Source organism: Arsukibacterium indicum, assembly GCF_019100565.1.
GTDB classification, from domain to species: Bacteria; Pseudomonadota; Gammaproteobacteria; order Enterobacterales; family Alteromonadaceae; genus Alishewanella; species Alishewanella indicum.
The window spans coordinates 290,421-316,570 of sequence record NZ_JAHRID010000003.1 but is presented as its reverse complement, the minus strand read 5'-3'; the positions used below and the strand labels follow the sequence as shown (position 1 = coordinate 316,570).

21 protein-coding genes are annotated in these 26,150 nt (G+C 50.8%); 12 read left to right on the top strand and 9 right to left on the bottom strand.

The features are described from left to right. Positions 1-10: 10 nt before the first annotated feature. A complete protein-coding gene (gene gorA, locus KQY15_RS08680) occupies positions 11-1,366 on the bottom strand; it encodes a glutathione-disulfide reductase (protein WP_217668793.1) in 1,356 nt (451 codons plus the stop codon). 179 nt (positions 1,367-1,545) lie between these two features. Between gorA and prlC the strand changes: the two genes are divergently transcribed. The 6 genes from prlC (at position 1,546) to KQY15_RS08650 (ending at position 7,138) form a co-directional block, all read left to right on the top strand. Continuing rightward, positions 1,546-3,624, top strand: a complete 2,079-nt coding sequence (gene prlC, locus KQY15_RS08675) for an oligopeptidase A (RefSeq protein ID WP_217668792.1) — start codon at positions 1,546-1,548, stop codon at positions 3,622-3,624. 78 nt (positions 3,625-3,702) lie between these two features. Further along, positions 3,703-4,188: a hypothetical protein gene (locus KQY15_RS08670; RefSeq protein ID WP_217668791.1), complete on the top strand. Its 486-nt coding sequence runs from the start codon at positions 3,703-3,705 to the stop codon at positions 4,186-4,188. A 25-nt stretch (positions 4,189-4,213) separates the two neighbouring features. Continuing rightward, on the top strand, positions 4,214-4,918 hold the full coding sequence (locus KQY15_RS08665; RefSeq protein ID WP_217668790.1) for a DNA-3-methyladenine glycosylase I: 705 nt from the start codon (positions 4,214-4,216) through the stop codon (positions 4,916-4,918). Beyond that, positions 4,918-5,670 (top strand): class I SAM-dependent methyltransferase, encoded by a 753-nt coding sequence (locus KQY15_RS08660; RefSeq protein ID WP_217668789.1) that lies wholly within the window; start codon positions 4,918-4,920, stop codon positions 5,668-5,670. Before KQY15_RS08665 ends, KQY15_RS08660 begins: the two co-directional genes overlap by 1 nt. A gap of 49 nt (positions 5,671-5,719) precedes the next feature. After that, positions 5,720-6,193 carry a peroxiredoxin gene (locus KQY15_RS08655; RefSeq protein WP_217668788.1) on the top strand — a complete coding sequence of 158 codons (474 nt, stop codon included), beginning with the start codon at positions 5,720-5,722 and terminating at the stop codon, positions 6,191-6,193. Positions 6,194-6,253: 60 nt separating this feature from the next. Further along, positions 6,254-7,138 carry a hypothetical protein gene (locus tag KQY15_RS08650; protein WP_217668787.1) on the top strand — a complete coding sequence of 295 codons (885 nt, stop codon included), beginning with the start codon at positions 6,254-6,256 and terminating at the stop codon, positions 7,136-7,138. Positions 7,139-7,168: 30 nt separating this feature from the next. On the opposite strand, the gene KQY15_RS08645 is transcribed toward KQY15_RS08650, so the two are convergent. After that, positions 7,169-8,095, bottom strand: a complete 927-nt coding sequence (locus KQY15_RS08645) for a glycosyltransferase family 2 protein (RefSeq protein WP_217668786.1) — start codon at positions 8,093-8,095, stop codon at positions 7,169-7,171. 197 nt (positions 8,096-8,292) lie between these two features. On the opposite strand from KQY15_RS08645, the gene waaA reads away from it, so the two are divergent. Then, entirely contained in the window at positions 8,293-10,299 is a 2,007-nt protein-coding gene (waaA, locus tag KQY15_RS08640; protein ID WP_217668785.1) for a lipid IV(A) 3-deoxy-D-manno-octulosonic acid transferase, read from the top strand. 136 nt (positions 10,300-10,435) lie between these two features. Then, complete coding sequence (locus tag KQY15_RS08635; protein ID WP_217668784.1) at positions 10,436-12,673, top strand: SEL1-like repeat protein; 2,238 nt, start codon at positions 10,436-10,438, stop codon at positions 12,671-12,673. A 67-nt stretch (positions 12,674-12,740) separates the two neighbouring features. Here the strand turns inward: KQY15_RS08635 and KQY15_RS08630 are convergent, their stop codons facing one another. Further along, positions 12,741-15,014, bottom strand: a complete 2,274-nt coding sequence (locus tag KQY15_RS08630; RefSeq protein ID WP_254795556.1) for a S8 family serine peptidase — start codon at positions 15,012-15,014, stop codon at positions 12,741-12,743. 457 nt (positions 15,015-15,471) lie between these two features. Here KQY15_RS08630 and KQY15_RS08625 point away from each other — a divergent pair, with 457 nt between their 5' ends. The 3 genes from KQY15_RS08625 to KQY15_RS08615 are packed head-to-tail and all read left to right on the top strand — an operon-like array spanning position 15,472 to position 17,970. Further along, entirely contained in the window at positions 15,472-16,653 is a 1,182-nt protein-coding gene (locus KQY15_RS08625; protein WP_217668782.1) for a BaiN/RdsA family NAD(P)/FAD-dependent oxidoreductase, read from the top strand. Between the two features lie 17 nt (positions 16,654-16,670). After that, positions 16,671-16,979 (top strand): hypothetical protein, encoded by a 309-nt coding sequence (locus KQY15_RS08620; protein WP_217668781.1) that lies wholly within the window; start codon positions 16,671-16,673, stop codon positions 16,977-16,979. Positions 16,980-16,995: 16 nt separating this feature from the next. After that, the gene (locus tag KQY15_RS08615; RefSeq protein ID WP_217668780.1) at positions 16,996-17,970 is read left to right on the top strand and encodes a DUF4862 family protein; all 975 of its coding nucleotides are present in this window, start codon (positions 16,996-16,998) and stop codon (positions 17,968-17,970) included. Between the two features lie 144 nt (positions 17,971-18,114). Here KQY15_RS08615 and KQY15_RS08610 read toward each other — a convergent pair whose 3' ends face one another. The 4 genes from KQY15_RS08610 to KQY15_RS08595 form a co-directional block, all read right to left on the bottom strand. After that, positions 18,115-20,193 carry a S9 family peptidase gene (locus tag KQY15_RS08610; RefSeq protein ID WP_217668779.1) on the bottom strand — a complete coding sequence of 693 codons (2,079 nt, stop codon included), beginning with the start codon at positions 20,191-20,193 and terminating at the stop codon, positions 18,115-18,117. A gap of 80 nt (positions 20,194-20,273) precedes the next feature. After that, positions 20,274-20,834: a CBS domain-containing protein gene (locus KQY15_RS08605; RefSeq protein ID WP_217668778.1), complete on the bottom strand. Its 561-nt coding sequence runs from the start codon at positions 20,832-20,834 to the stop codon at positions 20,274-20,276. Positions 20,835-20,912: 78 nt separating this feature from the next. Next, positions 20,913-21,233, bottom strand: coding sequence for a hypothetical protein (locus KQY15_RS08600; RefSeq protein WP_217668777.1), 321 nt, complete (start codon positions 21,231-21,233; stop codon positions 20,913-20,915). Positions 21,234-21,433: 200 nt separating this feature from the next. Continuing rightward, entirely contained in the window at positions 21,434-21,967 is a 534-nt protein-coding gene (locus KQY15_RS08595; protein ID WP_217668776.1) for a YgjV family protein, read from the bottom strand. A gap of 195 nt (positions 21,968-22,162) precedes the next feature. Here KQY15_RS08595 and KQY15_RS08590 point away from each other — a divergent pair, with 195 nt between their 5' ends. Beyond that, complete coding sequence (locus KQY15_RS08590) at positions 22,163-23,182, top strand: zinc-binding alcohol dehydrogenase family protein (RefSeq protein ID WP_217668775.1); 1,020 nt, start codon at positions 22,163-22,165, stop codon at positions 23,180-23,182. 35 nt (positions 23,183-23,217) lie between these two features. Here the strand turns inward: KQY15_RS08590 and KQY15_RS08585 are convergent, their stop codons facing one another. Both KQY15_RS08585 and KQY15_RS08580 read right to left on the bottom strand, forming a co-directional pair. Then, positions 23,218-23,823 carry a YkgJ family cysteine cluster protein gene (locus tag KQY15_RS08585; protein WP_217668774.1) on the bottom strand — a complete coding sequence of 202 codons (606 nt, stop codon included), beginning with the start codon at positions 23,821-23,823 and terminating at the stop codon, positions 23,218-23,220. 116 nt (positions 23,824-23,939) lie between these two features. Next, complete coding sequence (locus KQY15_RS08580; protein ID WP_217668773.1) at positions 23,940-26,042, bottom strand: diguanylate cyclase domain-containing protein; 2,103 nt, start codon at positions 26,040-26,042, stop codon at positions 23,940-23,942. Positions 26,043-26,150: the final 108 nt, after the last annotated feature.

The following is a 26,150-nucleotide window of genomic DNA, read 5'->3' as shown; positions in this document are numbered from 1 at the left end:
TTATTGAAAACTACCGCATTGTCACAAATTCTTCAGCACTGGTTGGGTGCAGTGCTACTGTGGCATCAAAATCCGCCTTGGTGGCGCCCATTTTCATTGCTACGGCAAAACCCTGCAGTACTTCGTCCATGCCTTCGCCAATGCCATGCAGGCCAACGACTTTTTCATCTTTGCCGGCACATACCAGCTTAAAGCGGCTCAGCGCCCGGTGGCTGGTTATGGCGTTATACATAGCGGCAAAACTGGAGCGATATACTTTAACATTAGTATCGCCATATTGTTGGCGGGCCTGTGCTTCAGTCAGGCCGATAGTACCGATTGGTGGGTGGCTGAATACCACTGTTGGGATCAGTGAGTAATCCATATGGGCATCAGGCAGTGCCGGGTTAAATAATCGTTCTGCCAGTTGCCGGCCAGCTTTTATTGCCACCGGAGTAAGCTGGGCTTCACCGGTAATATCACCGACTGCATAAATACCTTTAACATTAGTATTCTGATATTTGTCAGTGCGGATAAAGCCTTGTGGATCGGTGGTTACGCCTGCTGCCTGCAGATTAATATTTGCGGTGGCCGGCGCGCGGCCAATGGCCCAGATCAGGCAGTCTACGTCGGTAAACTCAATATCGTTATCGCAACTTACCGTTAGTTTACCATCGGCGTTCTTAACAACTTGTCTGACATTGGTATGCTTATGCAGTTTTAGTTTGTCCTGCGACATTCGCTCCAGCAACATGTCAGTAATATCGGGGTCAAAGTCGCGCAGTGGCCGGTCGTGGCGGATCAGCAAATGGCTGTCACTGCCAAGGGCGTGCAATACTCCGGCAATTTCTACCGCAATATAGCCGGCCCCAACCACCAGTACTTTTTCCGGCTGGGTAGTTAATTCAAAAAAGCCATCCGAGTCGATACCATGCTCTGCACCCGGCAGATTGGGGATCAACGGCAGGCCGCCGGTGGCAATGGTAATATGATCAGCAGTGATCTGCTCACCATTCACTTCCACAGTGTTAGCACTGACAAAGCGGGCAAACCCTTCAATATATTCCACCCCGTTATTAGCGAAGCCACGCTTATAGCCAGCATGAATGCGTTCGATATAGGCTTCGCGGTTTTTTACCAGGGTGGCCCAGTTAAAGCCCTGTTCATCAAGTTTAAAGCCATAGTCGGCGCTGTACTTAATGGCTTCGGCAATGTGGGCGCCATACCACATTACTTTTTTCGGCACACAGCCAACGTTAACACAGGTACCACCAACCGCTTTGGCTTCAATAACCGCAGCGCTGGCACCCCGCATCGCAGCGCGGTTAGCTGAGGCAATACCACCACTGCCGGCACCAATTGCCAGATAATTAAAATGCCTTGCCATAATTCTGCCTCTGAATAATTTAATAAATGTGCGGCTACGCCGGATATATGCCAGATATAAGACTAACCAGCATGAAAAACAAGGATATTGCGATAACCGTAGTTGTTGTTGCCTTGACAAATGATGCGGCCAACCCAAGATAAGCATCATTATCAGCGTTAAAGGCAGGACACTTTTTTATGTCGCAATCCGTACCTCAATCGCAAGCCCCGGTAGCAAACAGCAATCCGTTACTAAGCTTTACTGATTTACCACCTTTTTCAAAAATCAGGCCAGAGCATGTCAGGCCGGCGGTAGAAGCCGCAATCGCTAAGTCACGTCAGGCAGTAGCACGGGTGCTGGCGGCTGGCAAAATCAGCTGGCAAAGCCTGATAGAGCAACTGGAACAAGACAGTGACCAGCTGGGCCGGCTCTGGTCACCGGTATCGCACTTAAATTCAGTATTAAATAGCCCGGAATTGCGTGAGGCGTATGAAAGTTGCTTGCCACTGCTATCAGATTTCAGCACCTGGCTTGGTCAGCACGAAGGTTTGTACCAGGCTTATCAGCATCTGTACGATAGCGAAGAATTTGTCCGGTTAGACCCGGCCCGGCAAAAGGTGATAACCAATGCGCTGCGTGATTTTAAATTATCTGGTATTGGTTTGTCGGCTGAGAAAAAACAGCGTTACGGGGAAATTCAAAGCCGCTTATCTGAGCTGAGTTCCACCTTTTCAAATAACACCCTGGATGCCACAGAAGCCTGGTTTAAACAAATAACCGATGAGCGACAGCTTTCGGGTTTACCGGCAGATGCCTGCGAGGCAGCCGCTGAAGAGGCTAAAAACCGCGAACTGGACGGCTGGGTATTTACTCTGGATTTCCCCAGCTACATTGCCATTATGACTTATGCCGACAACCGGTCGTTGCGCGAGGAGTTTTACAGCGCTTACTGCACCCGGGCATCAGATCAGGGACCGCATGCCGGCCAGTATGATAACAGTGCTATTATCGATGAAATTCTGGCCCTGAAACACGAACTGGCCCAGTTACTGGATTTTGCCAACGCCGCTGAAGAGTCACTGGCAACAAAAATGGCTGACAGCCCGGCTCAGGTACTGGACTTTTTAACAGACCTGGCCAGCCGCGCTAAACCACAGGCAGCTAAGGATCTGGCTGAGCTGACGGCGTTTGCCGATGAACAGTTTCAGGCACCAACGCTGGCAGCCTGGGATGTCAGCTATTATGGTGAAAAACTGAAACAAGCCCGTTTTTCGGTATCTGATGAGCAATTACGCCCGTATTTCCCGGAAACAAAGGTGGTACCGGGGTTGTTCCGGGTGATTAATAAGTTGTTCGGGGTTAGCGTAACCGAGCGCAAAGGCGTGGATGTCTGGCACCCGGATGTGCGCTTTTATGATATTACCGACAGCAATGGCGAGCTGCGCGGTAGTTTTTACCTGGATTTATATGCCCGCAGCCAGAAACGTGGTGGGGCCTGGATGGACGACTGTCGCGGCCGGCGCCGCTTGCCAGATGGCAGCGTGCAAACCCCGGTAGCCTATTTAACCTGTAATTTTAATAAACCAGTTGGCGGTAAACCTGCACTATTTACCCATGATGAAGTGGTGACATTATTTCATGAATTTGGCCATGGCTTGCACCATATGCTAACTAAGGTAGATGCTGCTGCCGTCGCCGGCATTAGTGGTGTGGCCTGGGACGCCGTCGAGCTGCCCAGCCAGTTCCTGGAAAACTGGTGCTGGGCGCCTGAGGCGCTGGCGATCATTTCCGGGCATTATCAAACCGGCGAGCCATTACCGCAGGATTTACTAAATAAAATGCTGGCGGCGAAAAACTTTCAGTCGGCTATGTTTTTAGTGCGCCAGTTGGAGTTCGCCCTGTTTGATATGCGTCTGCACAGCGAGTATAACGAGGCAACCGGCGGCAGAGTACAGCAGTTGCTGGATGAGGTACGCGAACAGGTATCGGTGATCATACCGCCACGTTTTAACCGGTTTCAGCATGGCTTTGGCCATATTTTCGCCGGTGGTTATGGGGCGGGTTACTACAGTTATTTATGGGCCGAGGTATTGTCAGCTGACGCCTTCAGCCGGTTTGAAGAAGAAGGGGTATTTAATCCGGCTACCGGCCAGGATTTTTTAAACTGGATTTTAGAGCGTGGCGGCAGCGCTGAACCAATGGAGCTGTTTAAAGGCTTCCGCGGCCGGGAACCGTCAAATGAAGCGCTGCTGCGACATATGGGAATTACAGGCTAAACTGTTAATATTTTATTAATTGCTTATTCAGCTTTGCTCTGTCAGGATGAATTTCGCATAACTTAACAAAGGTGGCTTATGAAAAATCAATTAGCCTTACTGGTATTATTACTGGCTACAGCAGGCTGCCAGCAGGGCCAGGCTGCAAATAACGAGCGGGTGGCACCTGAGCCATTGGTGGAAGCGATTGATCCGCAAAAAGATCCGATTGCGGCTGTAAAAGCGAAGGAGAAACAAATGAGCACGCTAACCAATGCGGCTGATGTTGACAGATTGCGCCAGGAGGCACTGGCGTTAATTGGCGATGCCAAAGCAGATGATAATAGCCAGTGCCGGGTAACTGGCTTTGGCCATAAACCCTGTGGCGGCCCGGAGCGGTATATTGCGTATTCAACCAGGGATGGCAAAGAGGCTGAGATCCTGAAAAAAATTGCTGCATATAACGCTGCTGCAGAAGCGGAAAACATGCGCCTTGGCCGGATGTCAGATTGTGCCGTAGTACCTAAGCCTGCCGTTGAGTTGTCAGGTGGCCAGTGCAAACTGGTTAAGCACAACAGCTATTAAACAGCAGTACTTATTACAGGAACGTATGAGCGGGAAAGTAGAAGAGTTTGCAGCTATTTATCAGCGGGCCTGTCAGCGTAAAGGTGGTGAGGCAGCATTGGTGGCGTTAACCAGCAAACCGTTGGCGCCGGCCGGCCTGGCAAAATTACCAGACAACCTGCTGTTAGCCGAGCTAACCAAAAAAGTGTTTCAATCTGGTTTTGTCTGGCGAGTGGTTCGCCAAAAATGGCCGGGATTTTGCGAACTGTTTTTTGATTTTGATATTGAAAAAGTATTGCTGCTAAGCGATGAAATGCTCGAGCAGAAAGCGGCCGATCCACGAATTATCCGCAATTTAAACAAAGTATTCACCATTCGCGATAATGCGCTGATGATCTATGATATTCAGCAGCATCATGCCAGCTTTGCCAGTTTTATTGCTGACTGGCCAGCCGATAATATCATTGGCCTGTGGGCTTATCTGAAAAAACACGGGGCCAGATTAGGCGGCAATACCGGCCCGTATGCGCTGCGTGCTATTGGTAAAGACACTTTTATCCTCAGTCAGGATGTAGAAGCCTATTTGCGCTCTTATGGTGTGTTTGATGGCGGCCTTACCAGCCAGCGCAGCCTTAAGCAAATTCAGCAGCAGTTTAACCTGTGGCAACAGCAGTCTGGCCTTAGCTTGCAGGAAATCAGCCAGATCGTGGCGTTCAGCTGTGGCGAAAACTATGCCGGGATGCAGCGCTGATGACAGCCATTCCCCTGCGGCTAAGTGCTGAGTTAACGGCTGACTACTGCCAGTATTTACAACAACAATTTGGCCTGACAACCACGACCGCGCCAGCAGGCTGGTACCTGTGCATGCAACAGGGTGCATTAGTGCTGTTAAATGCGGATTTGCCAAAGCAGGGCGCTATTCTGGTTGATTTTGCCAGCGGTGCCAGCAATTACCGGCGCCAGCATGGCGGTGGCAAAAGCGAAGCCATTGCCAAAGCGGTTGGACTGAACAAAAAAAGTAATATCAGCGTGCTGGACGCAACGGCGGGCCTGGGGAGGGATGCCTTTGTGCTTGCCAGCCTTGGCGCAGCGGTTACCCTGGTTGAGCGTAATCCGGCGGTAGCCGCCCTGTTAGCGGATGGTTTGCGCCGGGCGGCGGCTGATCCCATGTTAAGCAGCGTGGCTGACCGTATGCAGTTGCGGCATTGTCCGGCACTGCAGGCGCTGCAAAATAGCACCGCGGTAGATGTGGTATTTCTGGATCCCATGTTTCCGGCCAGAGAAAAGTCGGCCCAGGTTAAAAAAGAAATGCGCGCTTTTCATGACGTAGTAGGCAGTGATGATGATGCCGACAGTTTACTGGCACCGGCACTGCAATTGGCACAAAAGCGGGTAGTGGTAAAACGGCCGGGCTATGCCGGCTGGCTGGCAGATAAAGCACCGACGATGGCGGTAACCGGTAAAAATAACCGTTTCGATGTCTATGTAAATGCCGCCATTTAGCAGCTTAAAAGAATCAATAACTCAAAAATTAAACTCAGGGGAAATACCAATGATTAAAACCGGCGATAAACTACCAGAAGTCAGTTTTTCACAACTGACCAAAGAGGGCGTAATGAACCCGACTACCAGCCAGATTTTTGCCAATAAAAAGGTATTAATGTTTGCGGTGCCGGGTGCTTTTACCCCCACCTGTTCTGCCGCCCATTTGCCCGGCTATATTGCGCTGGCCGATCAGATTAAGGCCAAAGGGGTGGATACCATTATCTGCACCGCAGTAAACGATGCCTTTGTGATGAGCGCCTGGGGCAAAAGCCAGAATGCTGAGGAAATTGTATTTTTAGCCGACGGTGGTGCCGCCTTTCACAAAGCCATTGGCCTTACCATGGAAACCGGCGATTTTGGCGGGGTGCGTTCGCAGCGCTACGCGATGATAGTTGAAAATGGTGTCGTCACCAAACTGAATGTTGAAGCACCGAAAACCTTTGAAGTCAGCAAAGCTGAAGTGATGTTAGCCGCCCTGTAATACTTTGCAGCGTAATCTGCCGTTAGTCTTTTGGATTGCGCTGCTTCACGAGATTTTAATATGTCTGTTTTATCGACGCTAAAGCGTCATTTTCAGCGCAAGCTTAAATCATTGAGCGGCATGCCGCTGCAATATACAGCGCAGTCAGTACTAGCGAAACAATGGGCCCGGCGGGCAGCGTTAAAACAGAGTCGCCATCCGCTGGCGGGCGAACTGATCGTAAATCTGACATCCTATCCACCAAGATTCGACACGCTGCACCTGACTTTGAAATCTTTATTATTACAGCATGTTAGTGCTGATAAAGTCGTGCTGTGGTTATATAAACCCGATTATCAGCAGTTACCAGCAGACGTATTGGCATTAGAGCAGCAAGGGTTAACGATAAGGTTAGTCGAGCACGATATTAAATCTTACAAAAAGCTTATCCCGGCATTACAGCATTACCCCGATGCCTACCATGTTACTGCTGATGATGATATTTATTATCGCAATGACTGGTTGGCCGAGTTACTGGCCGGGTATCAGGGTGGCGAGCGGGAAGTCGTCTGTCTGCGGGCCCACTATATCACGCTCGATGACCAGAATAACATCCAACCTTACCGGCTCTGGCAGGCAAAAACTGAACAACGCGGGCCGGATAATCGCTTATTTTTTACCAGTGGCGCCGGTGCATTGTTCCCGCCAGGCGCTTTGCACCCTGATACAACTGATGCCGAGAAGTTTTGCCGTTTATCTCCGCATGGCGATGATATCTGGCTGTACTGGATGGCGACGTTAAACGGTTGCGCTATCCATCGTACTGGTAGCAATAAAAAGCTGATCGTCTGGAAAAGTAGTAAGGCTGTGACTTTGTGGCAGCTCAACAAGCAACCCGATAGTGGTAATGACTTTCAAATTAATAACATGGTGCAAGAGTATGGCCAGCCGACGCTGAACAATTAAATCCAGCGGGCCAGCTCTGATGTTGCCAACTTATTTATTAATCAGCGCCGATTTAATCCGGCGAATGGTTTTACGAATAACCGACACCTTGCTGTCTTCCTTGTAACGACCTTTTTCGGCGTGGCGGATCAGCAGCAGGTTTGGCAGTGCTATCGGTACACCCTGGGTGCCCAGTAACCAGCGTACGGCGCGGTCTTCATAGGTTTTGGTCCAGTGGTACTTCGGCTTCTGGTACACCGCTAAATCATCGCAATAACCACAGTTGCGGGCAACTTCGCCATGAATAATCTGAATAGCACCGGTAGCGCGGTCAAATTTACGGGGTTTAAATTTGGTTTTATCGACTTCCAGCAACTCAGTTTTATCCTTACCGGCTGAAATCATCGGGTCGGCTTCAGTCAGCAGCGGGGTAACCAGCAGGGTGTCCGGAAATAACAGGATTTCCTGGCGGCCTTTTAACAGCTGCTCCAGGGTGTCGAGACAGTCTTGATGAAATACCATATCGCAGTCGGCAAACCATACCCAGTCGGCCTGAGTGGCTTTGGCGGCACGATTGCGGCCTATCGCCCGGCGCAATAGCAACGGCGTGGGTAACGGCTGAAAATTCCATTCCACATTTGGCACACTCAGGGTCTGAAAATGCTGCAGTAGTTTGCTGGTGGCCTCATCTTCTTCTGAGTAAAACACGGTAAAACGCAGCTGCATATTGGTTGGCGGATATTTTACCAGTGAGCTTAGCTGATAAACAAAAAAGCGGGCATAGTTCCAGCAGTGGGTAACAATTTCCAGCTTAATATTGTCATGCACCACCGGTAATTCGCTTTTAACCGGTTGGTTTTTGATAAAGGCAGTGGCCGGAAAGTAGCCTGACGCGGCAAAGCGCAGCAAAATTTCTTTAAAATTATCGAGTGGTGTCGCTCTCCCGATAGTGGTGTTGTCTGAATTAACAGTAGGCATGCACAACTCCAGCGCGTGGTTTTACTTTGGCTTTTAACAAGATAAACCGGCTTAAAAAGAGCAAAAGTTTAGCATCAAAGCGGATATCGCAACAGATTCTTTTGGTGTCACTGGCTGATATTTGGCATCATAGCGCTTTCAGGCAGCGCGATGTCACTGTCAGCTCAAACGGGGTGTTACTCATACGGGGTTTTACTATGGCTCAGGCGCTCAGCCGCTTCGCCTATCAACTGTTATTGTATCTGGGGTTACTGCCGCTGTTGGGCTATTTGCTCTGGCGTTCGCTGCGTGACAGCCGTTACCGGCAAAGGCTGGCAGAACGTTTTGGCTGGCTGCCTGCTGATTTAAAACGTGGCGGTATTGTGGTGCATGCAGTGTCGGTAGGTGAAACAATTGCCGCTATTCCGCTGATAAAGCAGTTACAACAGCGCTACCCCGATCAGCCCATCACGGTTACCGGTACTACACCCACTGGCAGCGCGACTATTATCAGCCGGCTTGGCAATACCGTGCAACATTGTTACCTGCCGTTTGATTATCCCGGAGCGGTAACACGTTTTATTAACCGGCTGCAGCCGCAGCTGATTGTTATTCTGGAAACTGAACTTTGGCCAAATCTGTTAGGCAAGTGTGATAAGGCGCTGATCCCAACGGTGTTGGCTAACGCCCGTCTGTCGGCCCGCTCGGCCCGTGGTTACCGGCGCTTTGCCTGGCTCACTCTGCCGGCACTGCAGCAGGTCAGCTTATTGCTGGCCCAGGATAATGCCAGCGCCCGGCGCTTTCGGGCATTGGGCCATACCAAAGTACAGGTGGCTGGTAATTTAAAATTTGAGTTGCGTTTGCCTGATAACCTGAATGAACTCAGTAGCAGTATGGCACCAGCGCTTAGTGAACGGCTGGTCTGGGTTGCAGGCAGCACCCATGAGGGCGAAGATGAGCAGCTGCTCCAGTTGTACCCTAAACTGAAAGGTCAATTTAGTAACTTGTTATTGGTACTGGTGCCGCGCCACCCGGAGCGTTTTAATAAAGTGGCAGCCCTGGTTACTGATGCTGGCCTGAATTTATGGCGCCGCAGTAGCGGCGGCTTACCCGATGCCAGTACACAAGTAGCGCTGATTGACAGCATGGGTGAGCTGCTGGCCTGGTATCAGCAGGCCAGTCTGGTATTTATTGGTGGCAGCTTAATTGGCCGTGGTGGCCATAACCCATTGGAGGCCATTTGTTTTGGTAAAGCCGTGCAAACCGGTCCGCATTATTTTAATTTTGCTGATGCCTATAATCAGCTGGCGCAGCGTCAGGCGGTCAGTATTGTCGATAATGCGGCACAGTTGCAGCACAGTACTGCTCAGCTGCTAGATAATGCGCTTTTACGCAAACAGCAGGGCGAGCGGGCCCGTCAGTTTTATCAGTCACAGCAAGGCGCTGTTGCCCGCAGCTGCCAGGCCATAGCGGCCTTGTGCAGTGATAACCTGGTCAGTGTTTGCGAGGGGGCCAGCGGCGATGAGGTGTATTGGTTTTATGCCGACATGTTCGACACCGTTGGTGCGGCGCAGTTTAACCCTCAGTGGTGGCAACAGCAGCAGGCAGTTACAGGTAGCTCGACTGGCCGCAATACCGCCTGGTTTGTCCGGCATACACATCAGGACCGCACACATCAATTAGTACTGCGCCATTATTATCGGGGCGGGCTGGCTGGTAAACTGATTAAAGACCGCTTTTTTTACCAGTCTGCCATCAATAGCCGGGCGATGCAGGAATTCAGTTTGCTGCAATGGATGCGGCGACAGGGGTTGGCGGTACCCAAGCCTGTGGCAGCCCGCTATCAGCAAACCGGTTTAAGTTACCGGGCTGATTTACTGATTGAGCGGATAAGCACTGGCCGTGATCTGGCAAGTATCCTTCATACCACCCGGGCCCTGACTGCTGCTGAATGGCACGCGGTTGGGGTTGCCATTGCCCGCTTACACGCTGCTGGTGTCGATCATACAGATTTAAACTGTCGCAACATTCTGCTCGATGCCAGCGGCACAATCTGGTTAATAGACTTTGATAAGTGCCGGCGCCGGTTGCCGGGCAACTGGCAGCAGCAGAATCTGCAGCGCTTGCTGCGTTCGTTGCGCAAAGAACAGGCAAAGCTTACCCCCTTCCAGTGGCAGGAAACGGCCTGGCAAAATGTTATTAACGGTTATCAGCAACAACAATAGCGGTTAAACCCGCATAAATAGCGCTTTGTCGCAGTTTTGGTGTGCTGCTTTACCATTATTTAACGCTTATATAATGGATTAAGCTGTTGGTGTCTTAGTTGAACTTTGGTATAACTATGGCAGCGGAGGGGCATCTATGCGGCTAAATATAATAACAACAGCATTGCTCGCAGTCAGTTTGGTGGCAGCAGCAGATAATTCCGAAATAATGGCAGAGGCAAAAGCGGCTTTTGCTGATGGCAGGCACGCCCGGGCGGTTGAGCTTTGGCAGAATCTGGCAATGGAAGGTGTAAAAGCGGCCCAGTTTGAGCTGGCTAAAGCCTACTCATTAGGCCAGGGGGTCGAGCAAGACCCGTTGCAGGCCTCATACTGGCTGGAGCAGGCTGCGTCTGGCAGCACTGATTTTGCCGAGTTGTCAGCCGCCAGGCGCGATATAGAGCGTGGGGCTGAGCAGCTAAAGGCCGAGCAAACTGCTGAAACTGTGCAAGCCAGGCCCGCGTTGACAGAAAATGTCACCACTGCGACCGTGTCTGCCACGTCCGCAACCAACCCGCCAGCGGTCAGCAACAGTACAGAAGTGAAACTGGGTACCAGTAACCCCGCGGCCGCACTTGCAGCCGCTCAAAACAATACGCAACGTGACCAGAATACAGCAGCAGAGCGCAGCGCTGAAAAGTCGACCACCGATACCCCGGTGGCAACCAGCACTGTCAGCGCGGTAGATGTCGGCTCGGCTAATTTCGATAGTGGCATGCGGGCCTATAATCGCGAAAATTATAGTGAAGCCCTGGCTCAGTGGCTGCCACTGGCCCAGAACGGCCACCTTGATGCGCAGTTTAATCTGGCAGCGCTTTATGCCAATGGCCTTGGCGTGGCGGTCGACTTTACCGAAGCTGCCAACTGGTTTGTTGCGGCCGCAGAGCAAGGTATGGCGGCAGCTCAATATCATCTGGCAACCTTGTTTGCCAACGGCCGCGGGGTAAGTAAAGACGATGCCCAGGCCGTGTACTGGTACAGTCAGGCCGCCGCGCAGCAACATGTGTTGGCGCAATATAACCTGGGTTATATGTACGCCAATGGTCGCGGGGTAACCCAGGACGAGCGTGCCGCGCTAAACTGGTTTGAAAAGGCGGCCGCTCAGGGCGATGTCGATGCCCAGTTTATCGTGGCCAACCGCTACAGCGATGGTCGTGGTACGACAGTAGATATGGCACAGGCTGCCCGCTGGCTGCAACAGGCGTCGGCTCAGAACCACAGCCGGGCAGCCTATCAGTTGGGCTTACTGTATCGTGATGGCAGGGGTGTGGCTAAAAATGATGACACCGCCTTTAAATTATTCTCAAAAGCCGCTGACCAGGGCCTGGCGTCCGCTCAGCGTGAAGTAGGGGCAAGTTACCTGCAGGGGCGGGGCATCCGGGCCAATACCAGCCGGGCTAAAGAATGGCTGGAGCTTGCGGCTGCGCAGCAGGATGGTGATGCCAGTTATTATCTTGGTATGCTGTTGCTGCAAAGCGGCCGGCAGGACGAGTTAAACAGGGCCGTGGCATTATTCGAACTGGCAGCCAGCCAGGGTTCGGCTAATGCCCAGTATCAGTTAGGCTTATGTTATGCCAATGGTACCGGGGTGGCGGTAGACGAAGCTCAGGCATTTAACTGGTTTGAAGCAGCGGCAAAGCAAGGGCTGGCAATAGCACAATACACCACGGCATTAAGGCTGGCGAATGGTACCGGCACGGCCCAGGATGACGCAGCAGCGGTGAGCTGGTATCAGCAGGCAGCGGCTCAGGGTGAAGTGTTTGCCATGTATAATTTGGGCTTTATGTATGCCAATGGCCGCGGTGTACCGCAGGATGAACAACAGGCCGTGTACTGGTATCAGAAAGTGGCGGAAACCGGTGATGCCGACGCTCAATTCAATATGGGCCTGCGTTTTGAAACCGGTCGTGGTGTTAAACAGAATGATCAGCAAGCCGTTTACTGGTATCAGCTGGCAGCCGATCAGCAACATAGCCGGGCGCTGGCCCATCTGGGCTGGCTGTATGAAAAAGGCTATGGCGTACCGCAGGATGAGGCCCGGGCGTTAGCGCTTTATCAGCGTTCACTTGATGCCGGGGTGCCACGGGCATTAACGGCACTGGGTATGTTTTATAAAAACGGCCGTTTAGTTAAAGCGGATGATAAGAAAGCGGTAGAGTTGTTTAGCCGGGCGGCAGAGCAAGGTTACGCCACCGCGCAGTATAATCTGGGCTGGATGTACGAAAATGGCCGTGGGGTAGGCCGGGATTTAATCAAAGCCCGTGATTATTATCAGCTGGCCGCCGAGCAGGATGAACCGCTGGCCAAAGCACAACTACACCGGTTGCTCAATCCGTAACTCACTAATTTTTAATTAAAAAGTAAGGGCGCCAATCGGCGCCCTTAGTATGTCTGTAAAAGTAAACTTATGGCTGGTATTCTGCAACCAGGGTCAGGCCGCTGAAGCTGCGATAGGCCCGTAAACTGATATGATAAGTCGCTGCCTGCGGGTTACTGAAGCTGCAACTTTCATTGTTACCGGTTCGGTATGGGCGGCAGTCATAGGCACTGGTGGTAGGTTGGCTGCCACGACGCACATATAAATCGGCATCACCACTGCCACCTGAACTGGTAACAGTTAGCGAACCCATGCCTGCAGGCACTGTTAGGGTGTAATGCAACCAGTTGCCGGTTGCAGCGCTCAGGTTCTCCAAGGTGCCACCACCACCGCTACCACCGCCGCCGGCCGGCGCCGTATAATCGGCCACCAGTGACACGCCTGAGTAGGCGCTGTAGCCATTGATCATCACATGATAAGTGCCTGCTTGTGTAGTCGCAAAGCTACAGCTTTCTGCGTTACCGCTTCTGTATGGCCGGCAATCATAGTTTGACGTTGTTGGCTGGCTGCCAAAGCGAACATATAAGTCAGCATCACCGCTGCCACCTGTCATATTAAAGTTCAGGTTAGTGGCGCCAGCCGGCACAGTGATGGTGAAATATGTTTTAGAGTTGGTCGCACCGCTTAAACCGGTTTTCGCCACTGCTTTTTCCAGCACATTATCTGCCGGTGGAGTCGGATCTTCACCACCTGAACCTGAACCGTCACAACCTTGCTGATTAATGTAGTCGTAAGCTGCTTTTGCCCGCACCAGACCATGCCCATACGAGTTATCACGGCCCGCGCTGCCTAAATCTTCTGCCGTAACGGCCAGTACATTACGGATTTGGGCATTGGTACATTGCGGGAAATGGCTCCAGACCAAGGCTGCTACGCCGGCAACATGGGGAGATGCCATTGACGTACCGCTCATCAGGCCATAATTGCTGCTACCTGAACTCAGGAATGCTGACTGACCAATCCGACTCATCAGGGCCTGGCCAACCGCCTGGGTTACTGCCAGCGCCGGAATGGAGGTGCCCGGATTATCGCCCAGGGTGCCACCAAAGTCGCCGGTAGTGTTATTGTAAATAATGGCTGCTAAGCCGCCACCGTTTTCACAGGATTGCACTTTTTGTACAAAACTGACATTGCCGCGCTCAATAACACAAATTTTATTGGCAACATTAGTACAGGTGGTTTCTGCCAGGCCGCAGCTGGCCAGGGCAGCATTGGCACTACCGTCACTGGAGTTAGTCATCGGTGAGCTGGCATAGTCGGTACTGCCAACACTCAGAATAGCCTCCAGGCCAGTGCCTTCAGGGTATGTTGAACGGATATCAACGCCTGGTGCTGCCAGTTCAACCTGAGTGTTGCGTTGAGAAAAATCAGCCAGTTGCTTATTCTTATCAATCGCAGCTACCGATACCACTGAATTGTAGGATGCCGGATACGACATGGCAGTGTTGCCATCGTTACCTGCAGCAGCAATTAACAGTACGCCCTGATCAAAGGCTGCCTGCATAGCATTACTTTCAGTGGTGTTAGAACCACCGCCGCCCAGGCTCATATTGATAACGGTAGAGCCATTGCTGACACAGGTGTTGACCGCATTGGCCAGGGTTGAGCTGTAACCCCAACCTTCTTCATTAAATACCTTGATGATGTGCAGTTTTACATTACCGTTTGGTAACACCCCGACCATACCGGTACTGTTATTTAATGCCGCTATTGTACCGGCCACGTGGGTGCCGTGCGGGCCGCCATTGTCGTACCAGTTGCCGGTACCCGAGTTATTGGTACCGGTTATATTGCCGCTTAAAAAATCTTCGTGTGGTAAATCTAAACCCGAGTCAATAACACAGACTTTCTGATTAGAGGCAAATTGGTCGCTAAGCTGATTAGCCTGCACCATATTGAAGCCATAAGGCACCTGTTGCGCCAGTGGATAGCGTTTTAAGTCTTCTTCTACATATTGCACCGATGGGTCGGCCTGCAGTTCTATCAGATCAGCAGCGGTTAAATCAGCGGCGATAGCGGATTGCGGGGTAAGAACATGATGCACCCGCCGGCCCTTGCTTTGCAGTTTACTGGCAACCTGCTGCAGGGCATATGCGGCCTGCGGCGAGGCATTGCCCGGGGCTGCATACTGGGCAACGCCAGCGAAGGCTTCATCTTTATATTTAATAATGTAACGCTTGCCTGACTGATTATTCAGTGATGCAAATACTTTGTCTTTTTTAGCTTTAGCTGCACTGGCCGGGGCAGCACTGGCGTATGGCCGGGCTTGCTCGGTATCGGCCAGCACGGAAGGAGATGCCATAATAGTTGCCGGCAGGCACAATAAAGCCAGCCTGGTAAGTTTAAATTTTGGTTTATACATGGATACACTCTTGTTGTTTATAGTAATTATCAGAATTAAGTTATAAATTCCTGGACAGGATGATCGCAAAGCGCAAACCTGCGACAACATCAAAGTTACTATTAACCAAAGTGTAACTAAGTGTAAATCCGTGAAATGGTGACAACTGTTAACAGCAAAAGCCGGCTATTGCTGCCGTTTCCAGAAAAGGGTTTTATTATTTTTGGCGAAAAAAGCAACAAGTCAGGCAGAGTAAGCCAGCCCGGTCAACACATCGTGACACTGCGGTGACAACCTTTATAACTAATGATTATTAGTTAGTAGCAAACTGCATAAGTGTGGAGATTTTAATGCCGGTGTTTGCATCTGCTGCTGCAGTCGCCGACAATAGCGTTTTTCAGCAGACAGGCAGCAAAGCATGCAGCAGTGGGATGTAATAGTAGTGGGTGCCGGTGCCGCAGGCCTGATGTGTGCCATTGAAGCGGGCAATCGCGGCCGTAAAGTGTTGCTGCTGGACAATGGTAAAAGGCCGGGTCGGAAAATTCTGATGTCGGGTGGCGGTCGCTGTAACTTCACTAATATGTTCAGCAGCCCGGAAAACTTTCTGTCGCAAAACAAACACTTTTGTAAGTCGGCACTCAGCCGTTATACCCAATGGGACTTTATTGCCCTGGTACAAAAGCACGGCATTGCCTATCACGAGAAAACCCTTGGCCAGCTATTCTGTGATGATTCAGCCAAAGACATCGTCGAGATGCTGCTTAGCGAAGCCAAAGCGGCCAATGTGCAACTTGCCCTGCAACAGCAGATAACCGCCGTCAGCTTTGCCGATGGCGTTTATACCGTTACTACGCCGGAGCTTAGCCGGCAATGCCAGAGTCTGGTGGTGGCCAGCGGTGGTTTAAGTCTGCCCAATTTAGGCGCAACCGCTTTCGGTTTTCAGCTGGCTGAACAGTTTGGCTTAAAAGTGTTGCCACTGCGAGCTGCCCTGGTGCCATTAACCTGGCAACCGGGCGATAAAGCGGTATTTGAGGAAATCAGCGGTGTGTCATTGCCGGTAACCGCAGAAGCTAATGGCACCCTGTTCCCGGAAGATATGCTGTTTACCCACCGTGGCTTAAGCGGGCCCGCGATATTACAAATATCCAGTTATTGGCAGCCCGGCGATAATGTGGTTGTGAATATGTCGCCAGACACCAATCTGGCAGAATTTCTGACTTCACAGCAGCAAGCCCATCCGGAGCAGGAAGTTAAAACCGCGCTGGCAAAATTATTACCCAAAAGGCTGGTCGAAAAACTGCTGGAATTAAACGTATTTACTAATCAGCCCCTAAAAGCATTAAACCCGAAAACCATTAAACAGCTTGCTGATACCTTGCATGCTTATGTCTTTAAACCTAACGGCACCGAAGGCTACCGCACAGCTGAGGTAACCATTGGCGGCGTTGATACCGACTATTTATCCTCCAAAACCATGGAGGCAAAAAACCAGCCTGGCTTGTATTTTATCGGTGAAGTGGTCGATGTCACCGGCTGGCTCGGAGGCTATAATTTCCAGTGGGCCTGGGCCAGCGGCTGGGTCGCCGGGCAGTATTGTTGATATAAGAACCCTGACAAATGAAAAAACTCTCCAAAGTACAACTTAAACAGCAGGCCGCAGTACTGGATGCCGTGACCAAGCTGGAGCAACAGTCGCTGGCGGACTTACCGGGGGTGGTGCAGTGCTGGTTTAGTCTGGAATATGAAGCCTTTCCCGGCTCATTGCTGGTTCGGCTGCAGTTTGCAGATGAAGCCGGACTTGCGGCTGCGCAGCCACAGTTGTTAATCTGGCAAAAACGGCTTAGTGGTTTACTGCTAAAAAAGGGCATTGTGCTGAAAGATATGCGCAAACATCTGGTATTTACCCTTAATTCTCCTGATGATTAACCGGATAAATTACACCATGAAATACTTTATTGGCGCTTATGCTGCTTCTCCTAACCACAGCGGCTGGAACCCTGAACGTGAAACCGTATTTTATAACGAATTAAAAGCCTTGCCCAATATCAAAGGGCTGGAGCATCCGTTTTTAGGCAGCTTGCATCAGCATGACGATAACTGGTTTTTAACCAATATCGATGCCTCGTGGGATTATGTGTTTACCTGCATTCCCGGCATTATGAATGCACTTGGCCAGAACCCCAACTTTGGCATTGCCTCGGATGATGATGCCGGCCGGGCGGATGCCCTGGCATTTATGCAACAGGCCTGTGCTGCCATCGGTAAACTGAATAGTCATCTGGGCCGCCACGCGGTTAAGGCCATTATGATCCAGACGGCACCGGCCCGGCATAATGCGGCTTCATCCAAAGCAGCACTGCTGGCTTCACTTAACACCATGCTGCAGTGGGACTGGCAGGGCGCAAAAATTGTCATCGAACACTGTGATGCTTATGTCGAGAACCACGTGCCATCAAAAGGCTTTTTAGCGCTGACTGACGAGCTGGATGTGCTGGCAGCAGTCAATACCGGCTTATCGCCAGAGCAGCAGCTTGGCATGGTCATTAACTGGGGTCGCTCGGTATTTGAAACCCGCACAGTTGCCGGCGCTGTTGAGCATATTAAGGCGGCGCAAGCCGCTGGGTTATTAAGTGGTGTCATGTTCTCAGGTGTCTCTGACCAGGACAGCGAATACGGCGCCTGGCGGGACAGCCACCAGCCACCACAGCAAAGTGAGCGGGTTAAACACGGTGAGCCGGTCAGCTGGATGAGCGAACAGGCGATGCACGACTGTCTGGCCGCCTGCGCTACACCGGAAGCGTTATTAGTACTGGGCGCAAAAATTGGTATCCGGCCGCTTGATGCGACTATGGAGCAGCGTATCGGCACTATCCGCGATACACTGGCGATCCTGGATCGTTATTTCAAAACTGCTTAGAAATGCTGGTGCAGAGGTCAAACAGGTTTACCCACGCCGACACGCCGTAAACCCATCCATGGGGGCTCGTTTCCGCCCGTCCAGGGCTTCAACGGTCGGCTTAGGGTAAGCCTGTTCGACCTTTTCCAAGTTCGGTTTTTCTTCTTACTCGCTTGGCGTACGGTATTTTTCATACCAGGCCAGCATATATTCCACTTTTTCAATCATCCGGCTTGGCGTGTTAGAGATACCGTGCGGCGAGCCCGGGATCCGCACCAGAGCGGTATCAACCCGGCGGATTTGCAGCGCCTGATAAAATTGCTCTGACTCAGAAATTGGTGTGCGGCGGTCCTGTTCACCGGTAATAATAATGGTTGGCGTTTGCACATTACCCACCAGGCTCAGTGGCGAGCGCTGCCAGTAATGTTCCATATGCTCCCAGGGTACCCCCGGGAACTGATGAAAGGTCTGATACAGATAGCTGTCGCCAGTCAGCACTTTACTCAGCCAGTTGATAACCGGCTTCACCACGGCCGCTGCTTTATAGCGATTAGTCAGGCCTATTGCATAAGCGGTGGCAATGCCACCGGCCGAGCCGCCGCCAATAAACAGGTTATTTTCGTCTATAAAGCCCAGGGCCAGCATGGCATTCACGCCACTGTCATGGTCGGCATAGTCTTCCGGCGAGCTGTATTTATTCTGCAGCAATAAGGCGAAGCGTTCGCCATACGATGAACTACCGCGATGATTATTATAAAACACCACATAGCCTTCTTTGGCATAGCGCTGCATTTCTGCACTCCACTGCGCGCCATAAGCCAGATGCGGGCCGCCATGAATTTCCAGTAGCAGTGGGTATTTTTTCGATGGGTCAAAATCCGGCGGTGTCATATACCAGCCCTGAATTTCCTCGCCATCAAAGGATGATTTGTAAATAATTTCATGCACTTGTGCCAGCTTTTTATGGCCGAGCAAGTCTTCATTTAACGCCGTTAATACGGTACTTTTGCCTTTTTGCAGCACCGCCACATCGCTTGGCCGCTGACTGGTACCATGGGTGTAGGCAATAACACCGTTGTCAGACACCGAGTAGCTGCCACTTAAATACGGCTGCGGTTGCGATACCCCACCTAAACTGGCCGTTAGCTCAGTCAGTTTGCCTTTGTGGGTTAAGGTTGCCAGTTTGCGCTGGCCCCGATCATCATACTGCACCACAAAGCTCTGGTTGCTCAGCCAGTTCGCGGCGGCAATGCTGCGATCGAAATCGGCAGCGATATCGTTGATATTATTGCTGCTCAGGTTCAGTATTTTCAGTTTGCTGTTGGTATAGGGAACTAAGGCATTGCTGTTCCATAAAAAGGCCAGTTGCTTACCATCAGGTGAAAACACCGGGGCCGATTCATCACCGGCCATCGTGGTCAGCGCGCTTAGCTTATTACTGGCTAAATCAAGCCGGTACAGGTTGCTGTCCCGGGGCTGAAACTCCCACTCCTGATCCAGGTTGGCGGAGAACAACAACGCTTTGCTGTCCGGACTAAAGGTTAAATCGCTGCCGTAGTGAAACTCACCTGAAGTTAGATGACGAGCACTGCCACCCGTTACCGGCAAGATAAAGATCTGGCGGAATTGCGGTTTTAAAAAGCCCTGACCATCAGCCTGATACCGGGCTCTGTCCAGCACTACCGGGGCGTCTGACCACTTGGCACCGGCTGGCTTTTTAACTTTTTTTACCCGCTTTTTAATATCAGCTTCGCTGGCTGCCACATTCATGGTAAAAGCCAGCTGCTTACCGTCCGGTGACCAGCTCAGGTTGCCAGGGCTTTGCGGTAAACGTGATAACTGAGCGGTTTTGTTTTCAGCCAGATAGTGCAAATGAATTTGGCGGCTGCCGCTGACATTGCTGATAAAGGCCAGCTGTTTACCATCAGGGGACCAGCGCGGCTGGCTGTAGCTATAGTTATCTGCAAATAACGGTAGTTGCTTACCGGTTTTAACATCCAGCAACCACAAACTGCTGCGGGTGCTGTCAGTCATAATATCGTTACTGGCCCGCACATAAACAATCTGGCTGCCATCGGGCGATATTTGCACCTCGCTGGCATATTCCAGCGCAAAAATATCTTCGGCTTCAAAATACTGGCTATTGGTGGTGCTTGCAGCCGCGGGTAATGCAAACAGCAGTGTGCTACCGAGCAGCGCACAGGTAAGAAGTTTAACGGTTAGCGGAATATTGTTCACGGGCATGTTCTCATTATATAAACCTTAACGGCTAAACTACCCGTTTCACCGTTAAGGTTCAAACATGCCGCGACCAGCGTGCGGTTTTAAGCGCTAACGCTGTCAAATAATTGCAAAAAAGTCGGTGTCTGACGAATATGCAGCGGCAAATGTAATCGCCTTGCAATATCCTGGGCGCTGATTACGCCGCGGATTAAATGCGATTCTCTGTCCACCACCACACAGTGCTGTTCGCCGCTTGATTGCAGGGTATTTAATACGTCGGCAATAGTGCAATGCTGTAACTGTTGCCAGGCCAGCGCCTTAATTCGCTGCCGCGGCAGCATTAAATCGGCGACTTTAATGTCGCGCCGGCTGTCACCAAGCGCTACCCGGCGCATAATAGCCTGATCAGATAACTGCTCCAGATGAATAATGCCGCTAAGCTCACCGCGTTCATCAACAACCAGTTTCATTTTACTGCGTTCCAGCTGCATCAGCGCCAGTACATCGCTGGCGGCAAGGGTTTCACTGATCATATCCGGCTTACTTTGCTCAAAGTCTGCTACCAGTTGCAATGCAGGAGAGGTTAATTTGGCCTGATCGAACTGGCCAGGCTGAACTAAATGATCGATCGGTTCTACTGAGAATAAGGCTAAAGTTTTCATGGTATTCCTCGCTGCCAGCATGCAGAGGCCGTGCTGGCTGATAAAAAGTTTTTATTAGGCATAACTGCCAGAAACGTTTCAGGCTAAGGAATAACTCGGCGGTGCGCGCACAGGGTGGGCTACTTTTAGTGGTAATAAAAAAACAGTAACAGCGGGACTATTTACTGACAGGTTAAGCAATAATACCGGCTCAGCTGCGGTTACTGGCAGGCTGTTGTCGTTATCGTCGCTGCTGTCCTGCTCACTGATCAGGCTGGCCTGGCCGGTCAACGGGCTTACTGCCAGTAACTGGCTGTCGGCTAATGGCAATAAATGCGGCGCATGAGCACTTGCCACCTGTGGCGTTACCAGCAGGCTTATATAAAGAATTAAGGCAACAACACTAATCCAACGCATCATCAGCTTTCTTTTACATCCGTTACTAACACTGAGTCTCTGAAGCTAACCAGCACAGTGGCAATGGCAATTAGCTTTATTGATAATGAGCCTGACAAATTGTAAGCGCAAGGGGGCAGACAAAATAAAACGCCTGATTGCGACCAACGACAGCCTTAACAGGGCAGAATAGTTCTCGTAACGATTGTGCCAGCTGGCGTTACTCAACCAGACTGACTACTGCCAGCAAGCGCTGCAGCCAGCCTGCGGGCACGTAAAAAGCCAACCAGATTACTAAGCAGGAACGCCAGCTCCATCAGCACTGCCACTGGTGAGCCAACCAACATGTTATGAATAATCCAGCAGCTGGCGCCAATAGCCATACATAGGCGCACCCGGCCAAGCCGGGTCTGGAAGCTGCCGTAAGTACCCAGCATGGCGGCGGCATAGGGCAGTAAATTCAGCGGGCTGCTGTAGCTGGTTAGCAAAATGGCGGTAGCACCGGCCATAAACAGCAGCATCCAGTGCTGGCGGGGCTGAATAGCCGCCACCAGAAAACGAATTGCCGTCAGGCCAACAAATAAAGCTGCTTCATACTGGCCAAGTAAACCAAAATGGCTGGCATTGAGCACTGCAGAAATAAACCAGAACCTTAGCATGCTGCTGCGCTGCTGCTGCCAGAACGCAAAAATACCGCAGCCAAAGGCAATAGCCGCAAGTAGTTGTGATCCCAAAAATAGTACACTGAGTTCTGGCAAAATATTTCCGGTAGCAGGCGAATAACGGCTGCTATCATACGTTATTGCTTACTGACTTGCCTTAGCGAAGCGGCATAACATATAACTGCAAATTGTTCGATATTGATACAAAAGCAGTAAATAAATCAGCGCGCAGGTGGCTGACAGCGCGTTTTCTGATAGTCTTTGATCAATAGTGACTTCAAGGGAATAGGTATGAAAGCAGTTGGTTATCAACATTCACTGGCGATTAGTGAACCGGACGCGCTGCTGGATATAGAGTTACCGCAACCGGTTGCGTCGGGCCGCGATTTGCTGGTGAAAGTTGCCGCAATATCTGTTAACCCGGTGGATACCAAAATCCGCCGCCGGGTGGCTGCTGCAGAAGGTGAATATAAAGTACTGGGCTGGGATGCCGCCGGTGAAGTGATTGGCTGCGGCGACCAGGTCACCCTGTTTCAACCGGGGGATAAGGTATATTACGCCGGTGCGCTTAATCGCAGCGGTTCTAATGCTGAATATCAATTGGTAGACGAGCGGCTGGTGGCAGTAATGCCGGCCAATTTAAGTTATGAACAGGCAGCTGCCTTGCCATTAACCGCAATCACGGCCTGGGAGTTGCTGTTTGACAGGCTGGAGCTAAATCAGTCCAGTTTAAAGTACCCCAGGCCTATGTTGCTGATAACAGGGGCTGGCGGTGGGGTCGGCTCAGTACTGGTGCAACTGGCCCGTCAGCTTACCAGTGTCTGCATTGTTGCTACTGCCTCAAGGTCTGAAACTCAGGCCTGGGTAAAAGAGCTGGGTGCGCATTATGTTATTGACCACAGTAAGCCGCTGCAACCGCAATTAGCTGAGCTGGGTATTGATACCGTTAGCCACGTAGCCAGTTTAACCCATACCGAACAGCACTACCCTGAGCTGGTAAAGCTGCTGGCGCCGCAAGGCAAGTTGGCACTGATTGACGATCCGGCTGGCGGTATTGATATTATGCCGCTAAAGCAAAAAAGCATTTCGTTGCATTGGGAGTTTATGTTTACCCGTTCACTGTTCACCACAGCAGATATGCATTTACAGCATCAGCTGCTGGCCGATTTAAGCCGGCTGATAGAGCAGGGCCAGATTAAAACCACCTTACAGCAAACTATGGGAACAATTAATGCTGCAAACCTGCGTCAGGCCCATGCATTGCTGGAAAGTGGTAAAGCTATTGGTAAAGTGGTGCTGGCCGGATTTTAGCCGGCCAGCAGTTGAATTCGGGCAAGGTTCAGTGATCAGGCAATTTGCTGGTCACTTTGCTCGAAGCTGTAGCAGGCTTTAAACATTACCTGCTCTAACGCCAGCTGCAGCGCTGTGTTGATTGGGTAGTGCCGGTTGCCTAGCTGGTAGTCCAGTTCATTAACCTGCTCTTTGCTTTGCATCATCAGCGGTGGGAGCGAGCTTTGCAGCATAATCAGGCCTTGCTGATATTTAGCCGGGTGGTCTGCCTTTATGGTTTTACATACAGATAATGACGTCTGACCGGTTTTATCACGATAACCAGCAGCACCGAACATCCGGCAAATACTGGGGCGTTGCTGATAAACACTGCACTGACCTTGTTTGCCATCAAAAGATAACTTCTGATAAAAAAGACAGCCCTGTGGCTCTGTCAGCTGGTCAAGTTGCTCCAGAGTTTGTTCTGCCCGGCCAATATCAAATAAGTGAAGTGCCAATGGCAACATTTCCAGTGTAGTGGCTTCAATAGTTGGCGCCAGGCAACACTCACCACAGCCAGTGCGGCATTGTAAGCCCTGACGTTGCTGATAATTGCTGAAAGTGTCCGCTATTTCGCTATACACAGCCTCCACACGACGCGACAATTCACGCAGCCGTTGCATACAGACTCCGAACGAGATACATATAGGATTTGCTTAATAAAGAAACGACGGATTGTCGCGGCGCCATTTTACGCTGTGCCGGATCTGCTCAGCAAGAGGGCGCTGCAAATATATACTTAACTGGTCGCCATCGGTTCAGTATACAGATGGATCCGGTTCTGACCTTTCTCTCTGGCACTGGCGGCAGCGGCAGCAGCCTGGATCAGAAAGCTGTTACTGTCCTGTCGGCTGTTATCAATTACCCGGATGCCGATATTAATACTGATAGTAAGCTGCTGCTGTTGCCAGTTGAATTTAAACTGCTTAACCTGATCAACCAGCCGGTAGGCAATAACCAGTGCTTCGTTGGCATTTTTTCCTGGCGACAGTAATGCAAACTGATCTTTTTCCAACCGGGCCAGCATATCTGCGGGCGCAAGGTTTTGTGCCAGTTGCTGACCAAGCTGCTTTAACAAACTGTCACCGGCGCTGTGACCCAGGCGGTTGTTAATATCGTTGAACTGGGCGATATCAATAAATAACAAACTACTGTTGCGTTTTGAACCCTGATACAAACTGCGGGTAAGTTGTTGCAGTATAAAATGGCGGTTATATAAGCCGGTAACGGCATCATGATTCGCCTGATAACTTAGCTGCTCATAGGCCAGCTTTTGCTTACTGATATCAATAACTGAGCCGTGGATAAAGGCGGGCTCTGTTGCCGTTGCCGGCACCAGCCGGGCCGATAACAATGCCCAGAACGGGCTGCGGTCTGCCCGCAAACCACGGATTTCAGCCTGTTGCTGACCAAACTTATGCAACTGAGCAATAAAGTCTTGTCTATCGTTGGGGTTAGCGTAAAAGCGGGTCATGCCGTGGCCGCCGACATCCTGACGCAGTTCACTTATTTGCTGATAACCCAGAATTTGCAACAATGCCAGGTTGGCGTCCAGTAACTTACCCTCCGCATTGCCGACAAATAGCCCTTCTGCAGCCTGATGAAACAGGGTTTTGTATTTGGTCAGTTCCAGCATTGTCTGATGATCAGTAGTCAGTTCCGAATGAATATGATCCAGACTAAAGTGAATTACTGTCATGCACAGCAAAATAAGTAACAAGGTTAAATAATGCCATTCCAGCAACTGCTTAAAGTAGCCCAGTTGTGCCATGGTCAGTATTGCTGCACTCATCAGTAGGAAGAAGCAGGCCAGTGCCAGCGAGCGGGCGCTTTTCTGGCCAGCGATGGCATAGTGCAGCGTCAGCAGAATATTAGTGCCCAAAACAACAATAATGGTGCCAAGTAGCAGCCAGAACCGCCATTCGCCATCAATCAACAGTGGGCTGAACAGCAGGCTTAAGGTCAGTAAATTATTAAAAAGGTGTACTTTGTGCCAGAAAAATGACAGCGGTTGTTCCAACCGGGCACGGATAAACAGGTTAAGGCACAACAGCGACAAACCGGCGAAAATATATAACACAGCCAGATTTATCGCCGGATTGTCCGGCCAGAATAGTGGGAAGGCCAGACCGTTGAGGATAGCCAGCACCATGGCAAAGCAGCCAAAGAACAAGCCCTGATATAAACGCTGCCGCTGGCGTAACTGATAAAACAAAATAAAACTGTGCAGGGCCAGCATCAGCAAAATGCCGCTGAGCACCCCGTCAAAGATGGCATTACCTTGCTGCACACTGATAAATGCTTCACTTTGCCACAGGGTAATATCACCGGGAATAATCGCGGCGTCCTCAACCCGCAGGTATAAATCGAACTCCTGTTCTGGTTCAAAATTAAGCGCGGTAACATAACCCCGATAAGGCAGCGCCCGCTCAGAAAACGGGTAGTCATTGCCGGTGCGGTTAAGCAATTCAATATTATTACTGGCACGATCAACCTGATACACCTCAAGTTTGTCGACCATCGGAAAATTATATTCCATTAACCAGGTTGCTGCTTGCTTCGTGGTATTACGTAACCGAACTTTAAACCAGACCGGCTGATGATCACTGATCAGGATCCGTTTATCGCCGTTAACCGGTTGAAAGCTGTGACTGTAGGCCGGATCGGCCAGAATATCATCAAGGCTTACATCGTCAGTGGTATTAAGATAGTACAGGTATTGCAGGCCTGTTTTGCTGGTACTGTCAGCGCTAAGCCGGTTGCTTTCAATTTGGGTCGCAAGCAAAGGCCAGCTAACAAGCCATAACATCAAGACATATAACCAGGGTTTTACTGGTACCACTTAGGCGCTCCGTTGGCAGCTAAATATAAAAAACAGCCCAAACTCTAGCATAGTATGCTGAAATCCGGCACGGGGATAACAGCAGCTTAGCGTAATTAATTACGTTTT